The organism is Rubripirellula lacrimiformis (genome assembly GCF_007741535.1).
Lineage (GTDB): Bacteria > Planctomycetota > Planctomycetia > Pirellulales > Pirellulaceae > Rubripirellula > Rubripirellula lacrimiformis.
Window position 1 is genome coordinate 3,215,129 of sequence record NZ_CP036525.1, and the last position, 17,188, is coordinate 3,232,316.

At 57.9% G+C, this 17,188-nt stretch carries 15 protein-coding genes and 2 tRNA genes; 6 read left to right on the plus strand and 11 right to left on the minus strand.

Annotation, left to right across the window (positions count from 1 at the left end):
• Positions 1–92: 92 nt before the first annotated feature.
• A complete protein-coding gene (locus tag K227x_RS11390) occupies positions 93–1,094 on the plus strand; it encodes an alkaline phosphatase family protein (RefSeq protein WP_145169605.1) in 1,002 nt (333 codons plus the stop codon).
• 240 nt (positions 1,095–1,334) lie between these two features.
• On the opposite strand, the gene argC is transcribed toward K227x_RS11390, so the two are convergent.
• A complete protein-coding gene (gene argC / locus K227x_RS11395) occupies positions 1,335–2,354 on the minus strand; it encodes an N-acetyl-gamma-glutamyl-phosphate reductase (protein ID WP_145169606.1) in 1,020 nt (339 codons plus the stop codon).
• 51 nt (positions 2,355–2,405) lie between these two features.
• Positions 2,406–3,674, minus strand: coding sequence for a putative sugar nucleotidyl transferase (locus K227x_RS11400; RefSeq protein WP_261343432.1), 1,269 nt, complete (start codon positions 3,672–3,674; stop codon positions 2,406–2,408).
• 212 nt (positions 3,675–3,886) lie between these two features.
• Here K227x_RS11400 and K227x_RS11405 point away from each other — a divergent pair, with 212 nt between their 5' ends.
• Positions 3,887–5,104: a hypothetical protein gene (locus K227x_RS11405; RefSeq protein ID WP_145169608.1), complete on the plus strand. Its 1,218-nt coding sequence runs from the start codon at positions 3,887–3,889 to the stop codon at positions 5,102–5,104.
• 8 nt (positions 5,105–5,112) lie between these two features.
• On the opposite strand, the gene K227x_RS11410 is transcribed toward K227x_RS11405, so the two are convergent.
• Together K227x_RS11410 and K227x_RS11415 are read right to left on the minus strand one after the other, a co-directional pair.
• A tRNA-Lys gene (locus K227x_RS11410) sits at positions 5,113–5,186 on the minus strand.
• A 121-nt stretch (positions 5,187–5,307) separates the two neighbouring features.
• Positions 5,308–5,396, minus strand: a tRNA-Ser gene (locus tag K227x_RS11415).
• Positions 5,397–5,634: 238 nt separating this feature from the next.
• Here K227x_RS11415 and K227x_RS11420 point away from each other — a divergent pair.
• Together K227x_RS11420 and K227x_RS11425 are read left to right on the plus strand one after the other, a co-directional pair.
• Positions 5,635–6,798, plus strand: a complete 1,164-nt coding sequence (locus tag K227x_RS11420) for an FAD:protein FMN transferase (RefSeq protein WP_246146741.1) — start codon at positions 5,635–5,637, stop codon at positions 6,796–6,798.
• 260 nt (positions 6,799–7,058) lie between these two features.
• Complete coding sequence (locus K227x_RS11425; protein WP_145169609.1) at positions 7,059–7,295, plus strand: hypothetical protein; 237 nt, start codon at positions 7,059–7,061, stop codon at positions 7,293–7,295.
• 78 nt (positions 7,296–7,373) lie between these two features.
• Here K227x_RS11425 and K227x_RS11430 read toward each other — a convergent pair whose 3' ends face one another.
• From K227x_RS11430 to K227x_RS11460, 7 genes are all read right to left on the minus strand, one after another.
• On the minus strand, positions 7,374–8,051 hold the full coding sequence (locus K227x_RS11430) for a sensor histidine kinase (protein WP_145169610.1): 678 nt from the start codon (positions 8,049–8,051) through the stop codon (positions 7,374–7,376).
• Positions 8,052–8,057: 6 nt separating this feature from the next.
• On the minus strand, positions 8,058–8,423 hold the full coding sequence (locus tag K227x_RS11435; RefSeq protein ID WP_145169611.1) for an STAS domain-containing protein: 366 nt from the start codon (positions 8,421–8,423) through the stop codon (positions 8,058–8,060).
• Between the two features lie 449 nt (positions 8,424–8,872).
• Positions 8,873–9,514: a hypothetical protein gene (locus K227x_RS11440; protein ID WP_145169612.1), complete on the minus strand. Its 642-nt coding sequence runs from the start codon at positions 9,512–9,514 to the stop codon at positions 8,873–8,875.
• 139 nt (positions 9,515–9,653) lie between these two features.
• The gene (locus tag K227x_RS11445; protein ID WP_218933939.1) at positions 9,654–10,232 is read right to left on the minus strand and encodes a hypothetical protein; all 579 of its coding nucleotides are present in this window, start codon (positions 10,230–10,232) and stop codon (positions 9,654–9,656) included.
• A 116-nt stretch (positions 10,233–10,348) separates the two neighbouring features.
• The gene (locus tag K227x_RS11450) at positions 10,349–10,819 is read right to left on the minus strand and encodes a hypothetical protein (protein ID WP_145169614.1); all 471 of its coding nucleotides are present in this window, start codon (positions 10,817–10,819) and stop codon (positions 10,349–10,351) included.
• Positions 10,816–11,919: a hypothetical protein gene (locus K227x_RS11455; protein ID WP_145169615.1), complete on the minus strand. Its 1,104-nt coding sequence runs from the start codon at positions 11,917–11,919 to the stop codon at positions 10,816–10,818. The genes K227x_RS11450 and K227x_RS11455 overlap by 4 nt, the downstream gene beginning before the upstream one ends.
• A 30-nt stretch (positions 11,920–11,949) precedes the next feature.
• Positions 11,950–12,219, minus strand: a complete 270-nt coding sequence (locus K227x_RS11460; RefSeq protein WP_145169616.1) for a DNA-directed RNA polymerase subunit alpha C-terminal domain-containing protein — start codon at positions 12,217–12,219, stop codon at positions 11,950–11,952.
• A 1,045-nt stretch (positions 12,220–13,264) separates the two neighbouring features.
• Here K227x_RS11460 and K227x_RS11465 point away from each other — a divergent pair.
• Positions 13,265–15,640: a DUF1592 domain-containing protein gene (locus K227x_RS11465; RefSeq protein WP_218933940.1), complete on the plus strand. Its 2,376-nt coding sequence runs from the start codon at positions 13,265–13,267 to the stop codon at positions 15,638–15,640.
• A gap of 101 nt (positions 15,641–15,741) precedes the next feature.
• Positions 15,742–17,079 carry a DUF1552 domain-containing protein gene (locus tag K227x_RS11470; protein ID WP_145169618.1) on the plus strand — a complete coding sequence of 446 codons (1,338 nt, stop codon included), beginning with the start codon at positions 15,742–15,744 and terminating at the stop codon, positions 17,077–17,079.
• Positions 17,080–17,188 lie beyond the last annotated feature (109 nt).

Genomic DNA, 17,188 nt, shown 5'->3' on the forward strand with positions numbered 1-17,188 from the left:
TTTACTGGGGATCTGGCAGCGGCTACCCTAGGTTGTGCTGCTATCGGCAAAGATTCACGCCCTTGGTTCCCTTCCCGTCCTCAGGATTTTCGATGTCTGGATCGCTCTATCGCTTCTGTACAAACTCGTACTTGTTGGTCGCATTGGCGTTGATGTTGCTGCCGCCTGTCACCCTGGTTGGTGCAGAATCCGATTCCGCCAGCGAATCATCCGCGGTGTCCGAGGGCGTTCCGCAGAATCGTGTTCTGGTGATCGGGATCGATGGGACCCGAGCGGACGCATTGTTAGCAGCCGAGACGCCCAATCTAGATTCGTTGATTGCGGGCGGCCGATTGTGGCGGAATACACAAATCTTGGGCGATCGTCCGACTGAAAATGACACCAGCAGCGGACCTGGGTGGACCAGTTTTCTAACCGGCGTCTGGGCTGACAAGCACGGCATCAACGACAACAGTTTTGAAGGCAAGAACGTCGAAGAGTATCCCCATTTCTTCGCCCGAGTCCGTCAACAGTTCCCGCACGCCCGAATCGGTTCTTTTGTGGACTGGCAACCGATCGATGAACACTTGGTTCGAGACGCGGATGTCCGCGTGTGCGAAGAGTCTCATGGTGTGGACCAGTATCGAATCAGTGACAAGAAGCTGGCCGACGCGGCATCCCAATTTTTGGCCACCGGACAGCCCCACGTTGCGATGGTCTATTTCGGTGCCGCCGACGAGGCCGGGCATTCGCATGGGTTCCACCCCAGCGTTCCCGAGTACAAAGCGGCAATAGAAAAGATCGATCAGCACATTGGCCAAGTGCTCGATGCCGTTCGCAGTCGGCCAGGTTTCCAGCAAGAGTCGTGGCTTGTGGTCGTTTCCACCGATCACGGCGGCCAAGGCACCGGGCACGGCGGTGGCAGACAGATTCCCGTGATCCGCCAAACCTGGTTCATCGCGAGCGGCAATGCTGATCTGGTCGGCGAGGACCAGCCGACCTACGTGGTCGACGTAGCGGCCACGGCACTGGATCACCTAGGCATCGCCGCCAACCCCGCCTGGAGACTCGATGGAAAATCCGTGCTCAGCAGCACCGGCAAGCCGAAACCCTAAACCACCAGCAACGCCCGCACCAAAAAAATCCCGTAGCGCAAGTCGCCAAGACTTTCGGCAAACCCCCGTCCCTCCATCCCTCCGTCCCTCCGTAGCGCAAGTCGCCAAGACTTTCGGCAAACCTCCATCCCTCCATCCCTCCATCCCTCCATCCCTCCGTAGCGCAAGTCGCCAAGACTTTCGGCCCCGCCAAGCGGGTCGGCGGGGGATGGGATTGGCCGAACGTCTTGGCGACCTTCGTTACCTTAGGCCTGTGACCTCGGGCAACCCGAACATGACGTTCATATTCTGGATCGCGGCCCCACTGGCTCCCTTGGCTAGGTTATCGATGGCGCAGACCAAAACCGCGCGGTCTCCGCAATCGCGAGCCGTCATCTGAACGAAATTCGTTCCCGCGACATGCTTGGTCGCCGGCAGATGATCGACCGGATTGACGAACGCGCTGGACGCGTACTGATCTCGCCAGCACTGCATCATTTCATCAGCACTGTGTTGTCCGCGGCGAACATAGATCGTGGACAGGATGCCGCGATCCATCGGGGTCAGGTGCGGGGTGAACAGAGTCTGGACGGGTTTGCCCGAAATTCGGCCGACCAAGTCGTTGATCTCTGGCCCGTGGCGATGGCTGCCGACGGCATAAGCCGAAATCGATTCGTTTGTTTCGCAGTACAGCGTAGCGACTTTGGCGCTTCGCCCTGCACCGCTGACTCCACTCTTACTGTCGATGATGATGTCGTCGGTATCGATCAAACCGGCTTGGACCAGAGGAGCCAGGGGAAGGATGGCGGATGTGGGGTAACAACCCGGATTGGCCACCACGTCGGCCGTCGCGATCTGTTTGGCGAAAAACTCTGGCATCCCGTAGACCGTTTTTCCTACTCGTTCCGGCCAAGGGTGTTTGACGTCGTACCACTTTTCGTAAACGTCCAAGGATGACAGACGAAAGTCGGCGCTGAAGTCGATCACGCGAACATCATGTTGCACCAGCGCATGCACGGTTTCGGCCGATGCACCATGTGGCAAGCAGCACATCACGACGTCGCACTTCTTGGCGATCGATTCAGGATCCAGTACTTCGATGGGCACGTCACAGCGGCCAGCAAGCGATGGATGAATTTCGGCCAGCGAACGACCGTCATCGGCGCGGCTGGTTGCCGCAACCAATTCGGCTTGCGGATGGGCGGTCAGCAGTCGCGCGACTTCCAACGCGGTGTAACCAGTGGCTCCGACGATTCCGACTTTGATTTTTGACATGATGATTGATTCGCAGCGTCGCCGAGTGTTAGCAAGTAGAAAGAATGATTTTCGATATCACAGAATATCAGGGTCCGCCGAACGTTCGTCGGCGGTCATGTCGTACATGTCGCGAATCAACTGCTTGTCGCATTCACGTTGCTCGACTTTTCGCCGCGCGAACATGCGTTTCTGGGTATTGATCATGACGTCGGCAGGCAACAGAGACGTTTGCCCGAACAGCCGTGCATAGTTGACGTAGCTGGGCACGTTGGAGGTGACAAAGCCGTACATCATGCTGCAGACCCCAATCACTTTGCCCGTAAAGATGCTGGTGTTGATTGCGGTCTTGGAATAATCGCCAATGAAGCACCCCAGGAACTGCATGCCGGTGGCGACTTTGCGGTCGCCGTAGGTGATGTTGATTTTGCCATACGTGTTCTTCAGGTCACTGTTGCAGGTGCCTGCCCCCAGGTTGATCCAGCTGCCCAGGTAGCTGTGTCCCAAAAAGCCGTGGTGTTGTTTGTTCGTGTACGGTTCGATCACGGACGCTTCGACTTCGCCACCAATCTTGACGGTGTGTCCAAGCGATACGCCGTCTTTCAGCGCCGCATGCTCGATCACTCGCGTGCCTGCGCCGGCGTGAACCGGGCCCGACAACATGCAAAACGGTCCGACTTTGACGTTGTTTTCTAGGATGATCGGTCCAGCCGATGTGTCCACGACTGCGTACTGTCCGATCTGAACGCCTTCGCCGGCGAACACTCCGTCCGCCGTTTCGGTGTAGTTTCCCCATTCCAGTCGGCGGTTCATCGACTCGGGCATCGATTTCATGTGACAGGCAATGATGTCGTGCGGCCAGCGAAACACCGCCAGCTTTTCGTCCATCGGTGCCAGCCCCATGGCCAAGGACAGCATTCGGCCCAGCAAAGGTTCGCTCGAACCATCGTTCAGCGATGCCACGTCGGCGGCCGCCAATCGGGCTGCCAACAACGAACCGTCTTCTGGATCGATCAAGACGCCTGGGCGATCGGATTTGGCCAACCGCTGCAACGTGGCTTCGTTGTCCACCGTCGGCGCGACGCGAGCATTGACCAGCAGGACACCGTCCGCATCCGAGATCTCGCCACCGATCTTCGCTGGCATCGCCTGCAGACCGTAGTCCAACGTCTGGACATCACGCAAATACGGACGGACGCGGCCGCTTAGCGTTCCAGGCAACCGTTTCAGCCAATCGACCAGTCGGAACGATGCGCACGTGATTGCATAGGCGGGACGGGCGACCGCAACCGGGCGAAGTTGGTCGACGCGATCGTCTTCGAAGCAAAGCGTGTGCATGGCAGCCATCAGATGAAAACAAGAGAAGATAGGTCGACAATCGCTACGACCGGAACTTGGTCGTGGACGACTGTAGCGGTTGTAAAGTTTAACCGTTTCCGACCAGAAGTCTCTGCCCCGTCGAAGCGTTCTGGCAGACAGGTCTTCGCTGAGTGCGAATTAAAATTGCTAGATCCGCATGCTTGGAACGGATCCGCAAAACATTGATTTCACGAGCGAAAATGTCTGAGACCCGATCCGTCGTCGCCGTCATTCTGCAGCGGATCGTTGTCGGTGGCAGTTTGGTGGTTTGTGGCAATCTAGTGGGGCTGGTGCATTCGCTGCCGCGATGCGCTGCTGCCCCGCCATCCGGTGATGTTGCGGTGCCCGTGACGGCCGAAGTTTGGGTTCGTCGGTTGTCAGCGGACTCGTTTCACACGCGGCAAACGGCATCGCAGCGGTTGTTGGACTTGGCCATGTCGGATGTGGACGACGCATCGTCCAGCGTCATCGTCGCACTGAGGTCCGGTTTGTCCGATCCCTGTGTCGAAATTCGCCTCGCTGCTGATGAACTGTTGCGGCAGATTGAACAGAGCAAATTGGATCGTCAGATCGATCAGCTGAAGAATCCCCGAACCCCTGCGGCGAAGATTGATCTGCCGGGATGGGATCGGTTTTCGCGATTGATGGGCGACGATGACGTCGCACGCCAACTGTTCGCGACGATCGCGGCCGAGCATCCCAGGCTGCTCGGCGACCGGGCGGCGGTAACCGAAATGGTCAGCCAGTGGACCAGTCCGCGTTGGGATCCCTATCGGATGTCGCCCCAGGACCATGTGCGTTGGTCGCTATTGTTGTGGTTGGACATCGAAGACGCGGGCCGCGGGCAAAACCGGCTTTCGTCACGCATCGGCATGTCGCTGAGTCATGCCCCGATGGGCCCGGACCCCTGCACGATCGAAGGATCGGCGATTCAGCGATTGATCAGTCGTTGGATCCAATCTGAAGGACACACGCCGACGGCACGCAACAACCTGGTGATCGCGATGCGTTACCGCTGTCATGATCAAGCCCATTGGTTAAGCGAGCAGATGTTGGAATCGCCGGCATTGTCCGCTTCGGCGACGGTCACCGCGATGTTGACGACGTCGGTCTTGGGGCACCCGCAGTTGCACCAGCATTTGGTCAACCGCGTGGGCGACCAGCGGACGGCTCACGTCTGGCAAACCGTCCATGCGGGAAAGAACAAAATCCGGACTCAGGTGCGGGACGTTGCGATTGCATTGATGCTGTATCACCAAGGGTTGGACCCGCGAGATTTCGGGTTTCGCGAATTGGAGGCGGATCCGCTGCTGATCTTTCGTGATCAAAGTCTGGGATTCGCCAGCGAAAGCGATCGCTCGGATTGCCATCGAGCCGCACTGGCAAAGCTGGGGCTGGATCAGCCACCGGGCCAGTAGAAAAAAAGTGAGGGCGCTGGGACTCGAACCCAGGACCATTCGATTAAAAGTCGAATGCTCTAACCAACTGAGCTACGCCCTCAATGTGCACCCCAATGGGGCACACTATGAGTACCGAAAAAACAACCCGGAAGTAACTTCTGCAATTTAGCCGTCGACCGACTTTTGCAGATTACATCCGGGTACGTTTCCAGACTGTCAAACGGAGCGGACAGGATTCGAACCTGCGGAACCAGTTGCCCGGTTCACCGAATTAGCAATCCGGCGCTTTCGACCACTCAGCCACCACTCCCATTTGTGTTTCAGCACCGAAATCGAACGACACCGGGCGGGAAGCCCGATTCACACGATCCAGTCGGCCGTTGGCCTGCTGAACACGTTGACTCTCATTCGCCAGATTGTGCGTGATCGACCGATTTCACGCAACCCTCGCTTGTCACACAAATCTAAGAAGCCTTGGCGGGTGAAAGGTTCGCCCATCAGACGATATGCTGAATCAAAAATCGTCCGTTTTTTCCGGCAACCGACGCATGTCTTCTGTCCCACCTGATCGTTCTGAACCCGACGCCAAAGGTCCTGATGGGCCAGAATCGGGTTGGAAGAATCCAAAAAAATTTACGGCGGAATCGTCGCAATCGAGTTCATCGACATGGTCCGAACCCGGGGACATCGATTCGGATTCGCTCAGGCGTACCACCCCGCCGCGTGAATCGCTGATCACCCACGTCACGCACCGTGCGATGGCGACGGATTTTGTGGTGATGTTGCCCGAGCATGCTGCGGACTCCGTCGAGGTGGCGCTCGAAGCGCTGGAAATGTTGGACCAGATCGAGGCCGCGCTGACGATCTATCGGCCCCAGAGTGAGATTTCGCGTGTGAATGCGGCCGCCGGTGGTGATCCCGTCCGCCTTTCACGAACTACTTTCGATCTGATGGATCGATCGGTGCTGTGGAGCCGACGGACCGAAGGAGCGTTTGACGTGACGGCCGGCCCCTTGGTCGATGCGTGGGGATTCACCCGCCGCAGCGGCCGCAAGCCGACCAGTGACCAGATCCACGCAGCACGTCAGAACGTTGGGTTCGAAAAAATCCAATTCGCACCCGATGATCGGACCGTTCGTTTAGAAAAACAGGGCATGTCGATCAATTTGGGGGCCATCGGAAAGGGGCATGCGTTGGACCGGATGGCTGCGCGTTTGAAAGGCGCTGGGGTTCACGATTTCTTGATTCACGGGGGCAACAGCAGCCTGATCGCCTCGGGCGATCAAGATTTGGGGGACGGGCGTGGGTGGGCGGTCGGCATCGCACATCCCACCAAGCCACCGCGACGTTTGGCGGGGCTGTGGCTGCGGAACATGGCGTTAGCGACAAGCGGATCTGGAAAACAGTTTTTTCATCATCAAGGACGCCGATACGGGCACGTCATCGATCCACGCACGGGATACCCGGCCGGCGATCTGTTGGCTTTGACCGTGTTGATGCCCTCGGCGACCGATGCCGATGCGGCCGCCACGGGAATGTTTGTGGCAGGGTCACCGTGGATTCGCCAACAGCTAGGCGGCGACGATCTGCCAGACTGGATCGAATGTCCGATGTTGCTGGCGGCGGCCGGGGCTAGGCAGGACGAAGTGGTGGCGGAGTCACTGGGAAGCTTCGACTGGATCAATCCGCCCGAACCGCCCCGCACTCCCTAGGGTGTCTTTGCCATCTGGTTCGGGGGGGATCTTCTCTCTTTGCCCCATCCCAAGAGGTCTGAACCTGGCCGCGTCGCAATCGGTCGTGTGCTGCTGTTCTGGATCGCTGGTCCGACGAAAATGCGCGATCGTCGCAACCAGAGTCACTTTGATCAAAATCGGTATGGACTGGATCGCTTGGCGAAAGTTACAAGCCAAAGCAGAGGACGTTGCCTGCTGGTGACCAACCCCATCCACCTACCTAAAAATCACCGTTGACTATGAACGTTAACTTTTTTGAATGGCTTCGTGACGGAGTCCGCCAATCGGTGCTGCTGGGCGTCAGCGATGCCATCGAAGAAATCGGTACACCTGCCGATTCCGACAAATTGCATCCCAATGTCGCGGCATTGCTGCAGAAAGAGCCTGCGAAGCCAAAGCGTGGGGGAACCACCGCCGGACGCAAGCGATTGGGAAAAACATTGAAAGATATGGATCCGATGCCAGCGAAGTCCTAATCACGACTTCCGCGCAGCGTCGGGGCTGATTCCCGTCGTGCCAGGCAGCTGTATCGAACCCGACCTACCGGTTTCATATTAGCCGGTTGAGGTTGCTGGGATCTCGATCCCCACACGGGTCGGGCCGCCGGGCTGTGTTTCTAGACGGAACGTGCCACCGATCAGTTCAGCCCGCCCACGCATCGACCGGATCCCGAAATGACCATCGGGGATGGACTTGGCATCAAACCCGACGCCATCGTCCGTCACAGAAATTCGGTGGCTGCCGTCGGTGGTGTCGGCTTGCACCCGAATGGTCGTTGCTTTGCCGTGCCGGACCGCATTGCGAATCGCTTCGACAGCGATCCGGTACAGGCACACCGAAATCTCGGGCGACACATCGTTCACGCTATCCGCCAGGCGCCAATCAAACTGGACCGGGGATTCGCTGAACCACTGGTCGATGATCCGTTTCAGGGCAGCGGTCCAGGGCGTACCTGCCAGTTCGGGAGGATACGCTTGGGTCAGGATCTGTCGGCTGACGCCCATTGCTTGCTGAACCAAATCGCGGACCTGGGCACTGCGGTCCAGCAGCGACTTTTGATCAGATGGTTCCGCAAATGCAGCTTTGGCAAGGTCGTCGCGAAGACGTCCCGCAGCAGCGGAGGCGGCAAACAGGTACGGCACCAACCCATCATGGATCTCATGCGATAAACTCGCTCGATCTGCCTCGATGATTTCCAGAGCTTCTTGGACGTTTCGCTGCGATTCAGGCACGGGGGATTAGCTGAACCAGCCTTTTTTGTCGAAGCTGGCCAGGGCTTTTTCTTCGCCTTCTTGGATGTCAAAAAGCTTGTTCAGTTTGGTGATCTTGAAGACTTCCATCACGTTCGGCGAAACCTCGCAAAACTTCAGGTTCACGCCCTGGGCTTTGCAGCCTTTGTTCAGCATCACCAACTTGGTGATCATGGCCGAAGACATGAACGAAACGCCACGAAAGTTCAGCAACAGCTTTTTGTGGATGGCTTGGGAAACGACTTCTTGGAGTTCGCGTCCGACTTGCTCGATCCGTTGATTGTCCAGGATTTTGCTATCGGTGAACCCAACAACCAGGGTTTCGCCGGCGTTCTGAGTGGTAATGGCCGCCATGTGCGTTTCTTTCGATGGATGCTGAAAGGACCGCAGCGGCTCTTCCGCTGCGATCTCGTACGCACAGATTATCAGCGATCCGAGGCCAAAGCAATTCGCCAGAGGCCTGAGTGGCCACCGAGTTTCCAGATGCCTTCCCGGTTGCCCGAAGAATCGCCAGGGTTCCGGCGGTAGCCCCCCCGCTATTCCGCCCCGGTCGGCAGCAATCAGCGAACCCCGCCAGATCGGATCGTTGGCGACGGGGAAGGTCAAACGGGGCCAGGCTAGGTGGATCGCGAGTTTTTTTTGGGGGGGGACGTTTGGCGAAGCGCGAGATTCTTAGCAAGAACAGGAGTGCGAGTTTCCAGCTCGCATTCCTGTCTGCAACTTAAACTTAAACTCGAACTCGAACTCGAACTCTTTCTCCCCCCCCGCTTTCTCTCCCGCTCTCCTCTCCCTAATTCCCAACTTCAATGATCCGACTGATCCAATTGATCTAGCAGTTCATCCAGATCGATTCGCCCGCTTTTCGCTGCTGTCGATTGGGCCGGCGGGGCGGCCGACTGCTTTTGCGAATCGCCTTCGGGTTCCGCCTTGTTCGGCGCAGCTGTTTTCGTTGCTGCTGCGGTCGGCGCCGTGACTGGCTTTGCCGCGACTGGCTTTGATGGGGCGGTGATTGGCTTGGCTAGTGACCCGATTGCGAATGTCTTGACCCCTCGCGACTGCAGCGTTCGCTGCAGCGACAGCAGGATCGGATCGGCTTCGGCAAACGAGCTGAGGTCGAAAGCGAAGATGCGGCGATCGCCATTCGCTGTCGCCGTGGCCTGCAGGTCATGTTCGTGGGGGCTTCGGTGTCCGGCAAAATTCACGGCCGCCAAATCGGCCATCGTCTGTTCGATTGGACGCCAAGCCATCACGACGACGTCGCCGGATATCGAATCCAATGTCAATCGATCGGTTGATTCCGCTGGCAGGCTTTCGATCGGACCGATCAGTACTAGGTCCATCCCCGGGCGACCAATCAATTCGCCTACCAGAACCTCTGATACTCGTTGGGCAGCCGCGGTGGGCGGTGCAGAGTGGACCATGACAATGGACAATCGAGCGGCCACGCAGGGGTTCCTTTCGCATCGATTCGGCGCTGGACGCGGCTGGATCGAAGCCGTTGGTGGGGCAAATGGAAGAGCGGCGGACAAGGGTGTGCAAGTTTATCTTGATGCACCAAGCCGGTGGCCACCCGGGGTTCGGATCTTAGCGATCGGAGCCCGACAGATGACTCGACTGAACAATGTCGTACAGATCAAACCACAGGTCACGCACGTTTGTCACCCCCGCTAATTGTCGGGCCCGAAGTTCGCCGTCGATCTGGTTTCTTGTCGCAGGGGCGATCGGCATGGTGGCGCCCGCGATCAGGTCGTCGGTCAGCGATCGAATCAGTTCTGCGGAGTTGCCGGTCCGATGCAGCTCGATGGCGCCCGGCAGCGGTTGGTGGCTGGTGGCCAATAGCGTTTGGCCTCGGTGGCAGATGCGGCGACACAGTCGAGACCAAGATTGCCGGGAAAGCTGTTCCGCTCCGTCGACGATCAGCCATCCGCCGCTGGCCAGGGATGTTTGGGCTTCCCGAGCGGTTCGGGCAGCCGACCTGCGGTGACGGTGCCGGCGAAGCCAGCCGGTGCATTCAGGATTGCAAAGTTGCACCGAGGCGATCGCAGGGAATTGTGGTCGCAGCATGTCGACCAGGCCGGTCAGAAGCGTGCTCTTGCCGGTCCCGTGCGGGCCCACCACAGCGGTGACTGAGTGCTGCAGCAGCCGATGGGCGATCGACTGCATTTGCGGCGACTCTGCGGTCGCGGGTTGGCCGTCGGCGAACCGATACGGCACTGCGCCCGGTCGGACGAATCGAGTGCAGAAGGGGTTCGAGAACTCGAGTGACGGCGAGCCGATGTTCACTGACCCAAGCTGGCAATCGTCATGCCGTCCGACACGCCCGATCCGTCATCCGGATCGACCGCTCCGGTGCGATTGCGAGCAGCCGAGGTGGCGATCGGGTAGGCACCCGGTGCCACCAAGTGGAATGGTTGCTCGGCCATGATCTTTCGGCCGTCCTGCATGAACAGCCGCATCCGGATGCACCAACGGACGGTGATCAGGTGACCTTGGTAGCTGAGCGGCGATGCGGGCAGGACGCAGCGAATCGCTTGTTCGTCGGCAAAGCCGATCTGACGAATCTGGCTTTCCACGATCCGATGAAAGTGGTGCACATGCAGATCTTCGTCGCCCTTGCCTTCGGTGTGCCACAGCACCGACACTTCGATGCTCTGCAGGTCGTCCATCGAAATTCGGCGGACTCGCCACTTCGCCATCAGTTCGCCACCGGCTTGATAGACACCGTCTTCGCGGCATAGCGTGACGTTCAACGCGGGCTGCGTTTCGGAGGCAGCCCCGGTGGATGAACGACGACGGGAAAATTTCGGCAAAACGATGGCCACGGACGCGACTCTCCAAGAACAACAATCTTCCAACGTATAGCGTTGTGAGTCCCAACGAAGGAATGCATCACACCTTTGGGCAGCTCGACTTCTAATTGTTGCTCCCAAGGGCTCATTGGGTCAACGCTCACATCCCGTTCTTTGCACAGAACCTGGGTAAAACATTCGTGGCGATCGACGCGAACATCGGTACCCTGACGATAAAATGTTTCTTCCTCACAAGTCAGCTGGACAGTCAGTCGGCGAAGCTTCAATCGACCGGTCTGCGATACGTAAACATCACAGGTGTCGCCGGGGACCAGCGGGTGATGGCTGATTTCAACGATTGTAGGGCCTACGCCGGCGCGCTGGCGAAGTTGGGCTAGGAAGAATCGAATCGCCCATATCCCAATCACCGCAAACGGTACCAACAACATCGCCACGATCCAGCGCGGCCGCCCGTACCAGAATCCCGAGACGACGACGGCTAGCAGCACGAACCAAACCGCGTTCCAAAGCAGTGCCAGTGTGGCTGGCCCGGCGATGCCTTTTTCGTCCGTCTCGGCTGCCAATCGGTAGGTCAGTCGTTCGCCCGGACTATCGGTCATCGACCGCACCCGTGGCACGCTGGGGAATTTCCCCAGGTCTTCCGATGCTGGTCCGATCAGGTCGATCGCGTTCTTTTCGAGTGCCTTGGTTCGCGAAAAGATCGCACTCCGCCGCTCACTCGACGCGTTGATCCGCATCAACCGAAAGATCAGCCCGCCGGTGCCCGAAAGCAGCGATGCGAGCGAAAGGATGCCAAAGATCCACAGGCTAAGGCTGGTGGAAAAGGCCTGCGTCGGGAACGCCTGTGCCGGCACGCTAGCGACTGTCGATGGTGCAAATCGATTGATCAGCACCAGCGACAAACCGAACACGCCGACTAAAAATAGCAGCATGTAAAAGATGACTTCGCCGGCTACCCCGCTGGCGTCGTTACTGAGTCTCCGTTTGCCCCGTTTTTTACTCCAGGGCCTCGGGATCCACGATCGTGGGAAACGGGGCATGCGTAAATCGTTTCGCCGAAGTGCTCGGCTCTAAACCTTGGCGGCTTCGCGGCTGGGGCGATAGAAGCCCAGCGTTTCTAGTGCGGCATAAACTTCGTCCAACGTCTTCTCGCCGAAGTTGCTGATCGAAAGCAAACGGCGTGGCGTCGCGTTGAGCAGATCGCGAACGGTCAGAATACCAGTCTCTTCCAAGCAATTGGTCGTGCGAACAGACAAGCCCATCTCGGCGATGCTCAAGTCCAGACGTTCGCGACGCATGCGAGATTCTTCTTCAGCGCGGCTTAGCGGAATGCGGGTCATACCAAACTCCCTTTTGTGATGGATCGACCGATAAGGCGAACTTGACGCGGTGACAGATCGGCGCTCGGCCACGACCCTAAGATCGATCGCCATTGCCGCCCACCTTCGATTTCACTACGTCCGTTCCTGATAGGTCGAAATGTAGAAGATCCATCGAGGAATCGAAAGACACCCAATTGCGAAGCGGCGAAGTTTTTTACCGCTGAATTGCTATCAAAGTCGGCCCAGACGGGCCAGCTTCTCAGCCAGGGGGCGTGGTCGGCTCGCCGCTGACCGGCCAGCGGTGGCGAAAGCTCCCCTCGTTCGCGATCTCGGTTTCGCTGCTTTTCTTGCCAGCCCGGGCTCGCACCCGATTTCTTTGCTGTCGGGTCGTGCTCGCTGCACGGTCAAACTCCTGGCGGTCCGCCCGCCGCGGTCGACCCGTCTTCACCGGCAAATGCTGGATGTAGGTACCACCCACGCCAGTTTCCGCCGTGAAGGGGCCGGGAAAACCGGTCAAACGGGGCGGAAGTCGACGCGAATTCGACAAAATCAGCCGATGCCCAAACGCGGCAGCACCACTTTCCAAAATTGCTAACGAGCGAATCGCAGCCACTGCTTTGTGAACTCTGGTCGACCAGGCTATAATGGGGCTACATCAGCAGGCCGCTGGTTCTGGACGCGATCGCCCTTGAACCGAGCAATCCTGTTGATCCTGCCTTCCTTGATCCCCGCCCTACCCTATGTCGCTACGGTTTGCCGAATCTTTCGGCGTCCAACGGTGGCATTCGTCAAACATTCAACCGATCGATCGAGCCGTTCAATCGGCAACCCTGGTCCGTTCATCGAAAAACTGCCGCATCCGACCTTTCGTTCGTCTCCCTGCCCGCTCGGCTGGCAGATTGGCGATCGATCCCGCTTTCTCCCTGGCCACGCACGGAGAATCGGGTTTCGTCGGATGGGTGCGGTTTCCATCGGCAGCGACGGGGCGGACGAACGGTGGACGCCAACACCCGATCATCCAAACACACTGTCTCGTTTCAACCTTGGCAGATTGCTGACTTCCATGAATCTGAATGCCCCAACATTTTTCCGACTGATCATCCTGTTTGCAGGCTTGGTGTGCGCGGGATCTTTGACAGCGGCCGCCAAGGAAGACGACGCGGTGGTCCGTGGCGAATCGATCTATCGTCAGATGTGTACCGAGTGCCACGGCGGCGAAGGCCAGGGTGTCGAAGAGTACTATCCCGACCCATTGATCGGCGACCAAACGATCGGCGAGTTGGCGGCGATCATCTCCGAAACGATGCCCGAGGAAGATCCGGATGCGTGTGTCGGTGAAGACGCTGCGGCCGTTGCGGCCTTCATCCACCAAGATTTCTATGGCGAAGCGGCACAGGTTCGCCGCCGTCCCCCACGCACCGCATTGTCACGTTTGACGGCCGAACAGTTGCGTCAGAACCTCGCCGACCTGTACGCCCATTTCAGTGGGATGCCATGGTCCGAATCGAAGCGTGGGATCAATCACACCTGCTATAGCGGAAAAGATTGGAAGGACGAAAACAAAAAGATTGAACGCGTCGACTCGGTCATCGATTTTGATTTTGGTGACAAGGGCCCCGGGGAAGGTGTGTCGGCCGAAGAATTCCATATCCATTGGAATGGATCGCTGAAGGTCGACCAGACCGGTCGCTACGAGATCGTTTTAAGAAGCACCTGTTCGTGCACGCTGGAGTTCGGAAGTCGCGGCCGCAAGTTGGTCGACAACCACGTCCAATCCGAAGGCAAAGACGAGTTTCGCCGAACGGTGCAACTAACCGCTGGGCGTGTCTATCCGATCACGTTGGACTTTCATCAACGCAAACGAAAAACTGAACAGCCGCCTGCGAAAGTGTCCTTGTCTTGGGTGCCACCAGGTGGCGTCGAAGAGATCATCCCGGCGCGGTACCTGATGCCGACCTCTCAGCCTGGCGCGTTCGCGCTGCAGGTGAAACTGCCGCCCGATGATCGTTCCTATGGATACGAACGCGGCACGGCGGTCAGCCGTGTTTGGGAAGAGTCAACGACGGCGGCGGCGATCGAATTTGCCGAAGTCGCTAGCGACGAACTATATCCGGCCTACCTCCGCAAACATAAAAAGGACTCCGACGAAAACCGCGGCAAGCTTCGTGGATTTCTAAACGAGTTGGTCCAGACGGCGTTTCGAGGCCCCGTCGATGATGGGCTTCGCGAACTTTACATCGACCGACAGATCGAGCAATGCGAAGACGATGCCCAGGCGATCAAACAGGTGGTCCTGATCGCCTTGAAATCCCCCCGCTTCCTTTATCCGACGTTGGACGCGGATCGTTCCGTCAGCCAGCGGGCTGCCAACCGTTTGGCGCTGACCCTGTTCGATTCGCTGCCATCGGGCCCTTGGTTGAACGAGCAAGTCGCCAAAGGCAATCTAGAGAAGCGTGACCAGGTCGAAAAAGCGGCTTGGCGGATGGTTTCGGATTATCGCTGCGAAGCCAAAATCCGTTCGTTCATCTACGAGTGGTTTGATCTGGCGCATATCGAGGAAGTCACCAAGGATGGCGATGCCTATCCAGGATTCGACGATCGGTTGGTCAGTGACCTACGTCACTCGTTTGCCGCGTTTGTGGATCACGTGCTGGCCAGCGATGGCAGTGATTTTCGCCAACTGTTGCAGGCGGATTGGACGTTCACCAACGACCGCTTGGCCCAGTACTATGGCGATGCTTGGAAATTGGCGGACGTGCAAGCCGAAAGCGACGAAGCCAAAGATGGTCAGAAAAGCGATCCGCCAAGCGGTCACCCCCTAGGGCGCAGCGTCAGTGACGCCAACGTGCATGTCGGATTACTGACACACCCGTTGTTGATGAGCGACCTTGCCTATCACCGGACGACGTCCCCGATCCACCGTGGCGTGTTTTTGACACGTCACATTTTGGGGCGGGTGCTGCGTCCGCCGAATGAAGCGTTCACGCCGCTAAACCCTGATTTGCATCCGGGGCTAACGACTCGCCAACGCGTCGAATTGCAAACGGGCGAAGTGAATTGCCAAGTCTGTCATGTGAAAATCAATGCCCTCGGCTTTGCCCTGGAAAACTTTGATGCGACCGGACGTTTTCGAGATCTGGAAAACGACAAGCCGATCGATGCGACCGGTGGCTATTTAGCACGTGACGGCGGCAGCAGTGAATTCGTCGGCGCCCGGGAATTGGGCGATTTTCTGGCGGGCAACGAGGATTGTCACCGATCATTCGTAGAGGCGGCCTTTGAATATTTCGTCAAACAACCGATCGCTGCCTTCGGTGCAGATCGTTCGGACCAACTGACCGAGTCCTTCCAAAAAAATGGATTCAATGTGCGGCAACTGATCGTAGACATCGCCGTCATTGCGTCCGAGCGGAGTCCCGGCGGCACGCCGCGGACGTAATCGTTACAGTAAGGAGCGAAACCGAGTCGATGGTCGACGCTTCTTCGAACCAGCAAGCAATCAATCAACTTTTTCCGAACGTTTCAACGCAGGACCTACCGATGACTACCGCGTCTTCACGTCGTGACTTTATTGTCAAGCTTGGCGTCAGTGCAGCGGCAGCAAACTTTGCGTTTGCACTGCCTAGCCTGGGGTGGGCTGCCTCGGCCACCAAGAAAAAACGTTTGGTGTTTGTCTTCACTCCCAACGGTGTCATTCCGGATCATTTCTGGCCCGACGAAGAAGGCACGCATGGTGACTTGAAGCGAATCCTAGCGCCGTTGGATCCCTTCAAGCAACAGATGCTGACTCTGGAAGGCGTCGACAACAAAATCAAGGGTGACGGTGACGGTCACATGCGCGGGATCGGTTGCCTGTTGACGGGCGTCGAACTGTTCCCCGGTGACGTTCAGGGCGGATCCGATACGCCGGCCGGATGGTCGATGGGGATCTCGGTCGATCAACACATTCGCAACAAACTGCAAGCCGACGCGCAGACCCGGACTCGATTTGGGTCGCTTGAATTTGGCGTCATGGTTCCACAGCGTGCCGACACATGGACACGTTGGTCCTATGCCGGTCCCAATCAACCGGTCGCGCCGGTTAGCGATCCCTACCAGATGTTCAACAAGCTGTACGGTCAAACTCAGAACCGCGCGATGTTGGCCAGTGTGTTGGACGATCTGCGGGAAGACTTCAAGAGCATCGAAAAGATGGTCAGCGCCGAAGACCGTCAGATGCTGTTGCAGCATGTCGACATGGTCCGCAGTGTCGAAAAAGAATTGAAGTCCGAACTGGCCCACCAGTCGAAAGAGAAAGAAGCTGGCCACTCGATCCCCAAGCTGCCGCCGAACATCGAAGAAGAAAACGACAACATGCCGACGATCGCTCGGATGCAGTCGGATCTATTGGTCAACAGTTTCGCTGCCGACTTTGCTCGCGTTGCCAGCGTCCAAATCACCAACAGTGTCGGCAACGCTCGGATGCGATGGTTGGATATCAACGAAGGCCACCATGCGATTTCGCACGAACCCGACAGCAACGAATCGGCGTACGAAAATCTGATTCGAATCAACACTTGGTACTGTGAACAGATCGCTTACTTGGCGAAACGATTGGCGGACACTCCCGAACCAGGCGGTGATGGATCCCTGTTGGACAACACGACGATCGTTTGGACGAACGAACTGGGCAAGGGGAACTCTCACACTCGCAACAGCATCCCGTTCGTGATGGTCGGCGGCGGATTAGGAATGAAGATGGGACGAGCGATGAAGTTCGACCACGTTCCACACAACCGATTGTTGCTCAGCCTGACCGAAGCGATGGGATATCCCGAAAAGTCGTTCGGTAACCCGGACTACTGTGGCGACGGTTCGCTGACCGGTCTGAATGGCTAATCGCCAGCGAGCGTTCGAGCCGGTACAGCGCAAGGCGATGCGTCGCCTGCGCTGTTATCCCCGTTCGTCAGTTTGGCCGTCAGTTTAGGCCTTCGTCAGGGTGGATCTG

Coding starts and splice junctions, on each gene's coding strand:
- K227x_RS11460 (WP_145169616.1), bottom strand. CDS start 12,219: ATGACCCGCATTCCGCTAAGCCGCGCTGAAGAAGAATCTCGCATGCGT.
- K227x_RS11435 (WP_145169611.1), bottom strand. CDS start 8,423: ATGGCGGCCATTACCACTCAGAACGCCGGCGAAACCCTGGTTGTTGGG.
- K227x_RS11420 (WP_246146741.1), top strand. CDS start 5,635: ATGTCTTCTGTCCCACCTGATCGTTCTGAACCCGACGCCAAAGGTCCT.
- K227x_RS11405 (WP_145169608.1), top strand. CDS start 3,887: ATGTCTGAGACCCGATCCGTCGTCGCCGTCATTCTGCAGCGGATCGTT.
- K227x_RS11470 (WP_145169618.1), top strand. CDS start 15,742: ATGACTACCGCGTCTTCACGTCGTGACTTTATTGTCAAGCTTGGCGTC.
- K227x_RS11390 (WP_145169605.1), top strand. CDS start 93: ATGTCTGGATCGCTCTATCGCTTCTGTACAAACTCGTACTTGTTGGTC.
- K227x_RS11455 (WP_145169615.1), bottom strand. CDS start 11,919: ATGCCCCGTTTCCCACGATCGTGGATCCCGAGGCCCTGGAGTAAAAAA.
- K227x_RS11465 (WP_218933940.1), top strand. CDS start 13,265: ATGAATCTGAATGCCCCAACATTTTTCCGACTGATCATCCTGTTTGCA.
- K227x_RS11425 (WP_145169609.1), top strand. CDS start 7,059: ATGAACGTTAACTTTTTTGAATGGCTTCGTGACGGAGTCCGCCAATCG.
- K227x_RS11445 (WP_218933939.1), bottom strand. CDS start 10,232: ATGCAGTCGATCGCCCATCGGCTGCTGCAGCACTCAGTCACCGCTGTG.
- K227x_RS11400 (WP_261343432.1), bottom strand. CDS start 3,674: ATGGCTGCCATGCACACGCTTTGCTTCGAAGACGATCGCGTCGACCAA.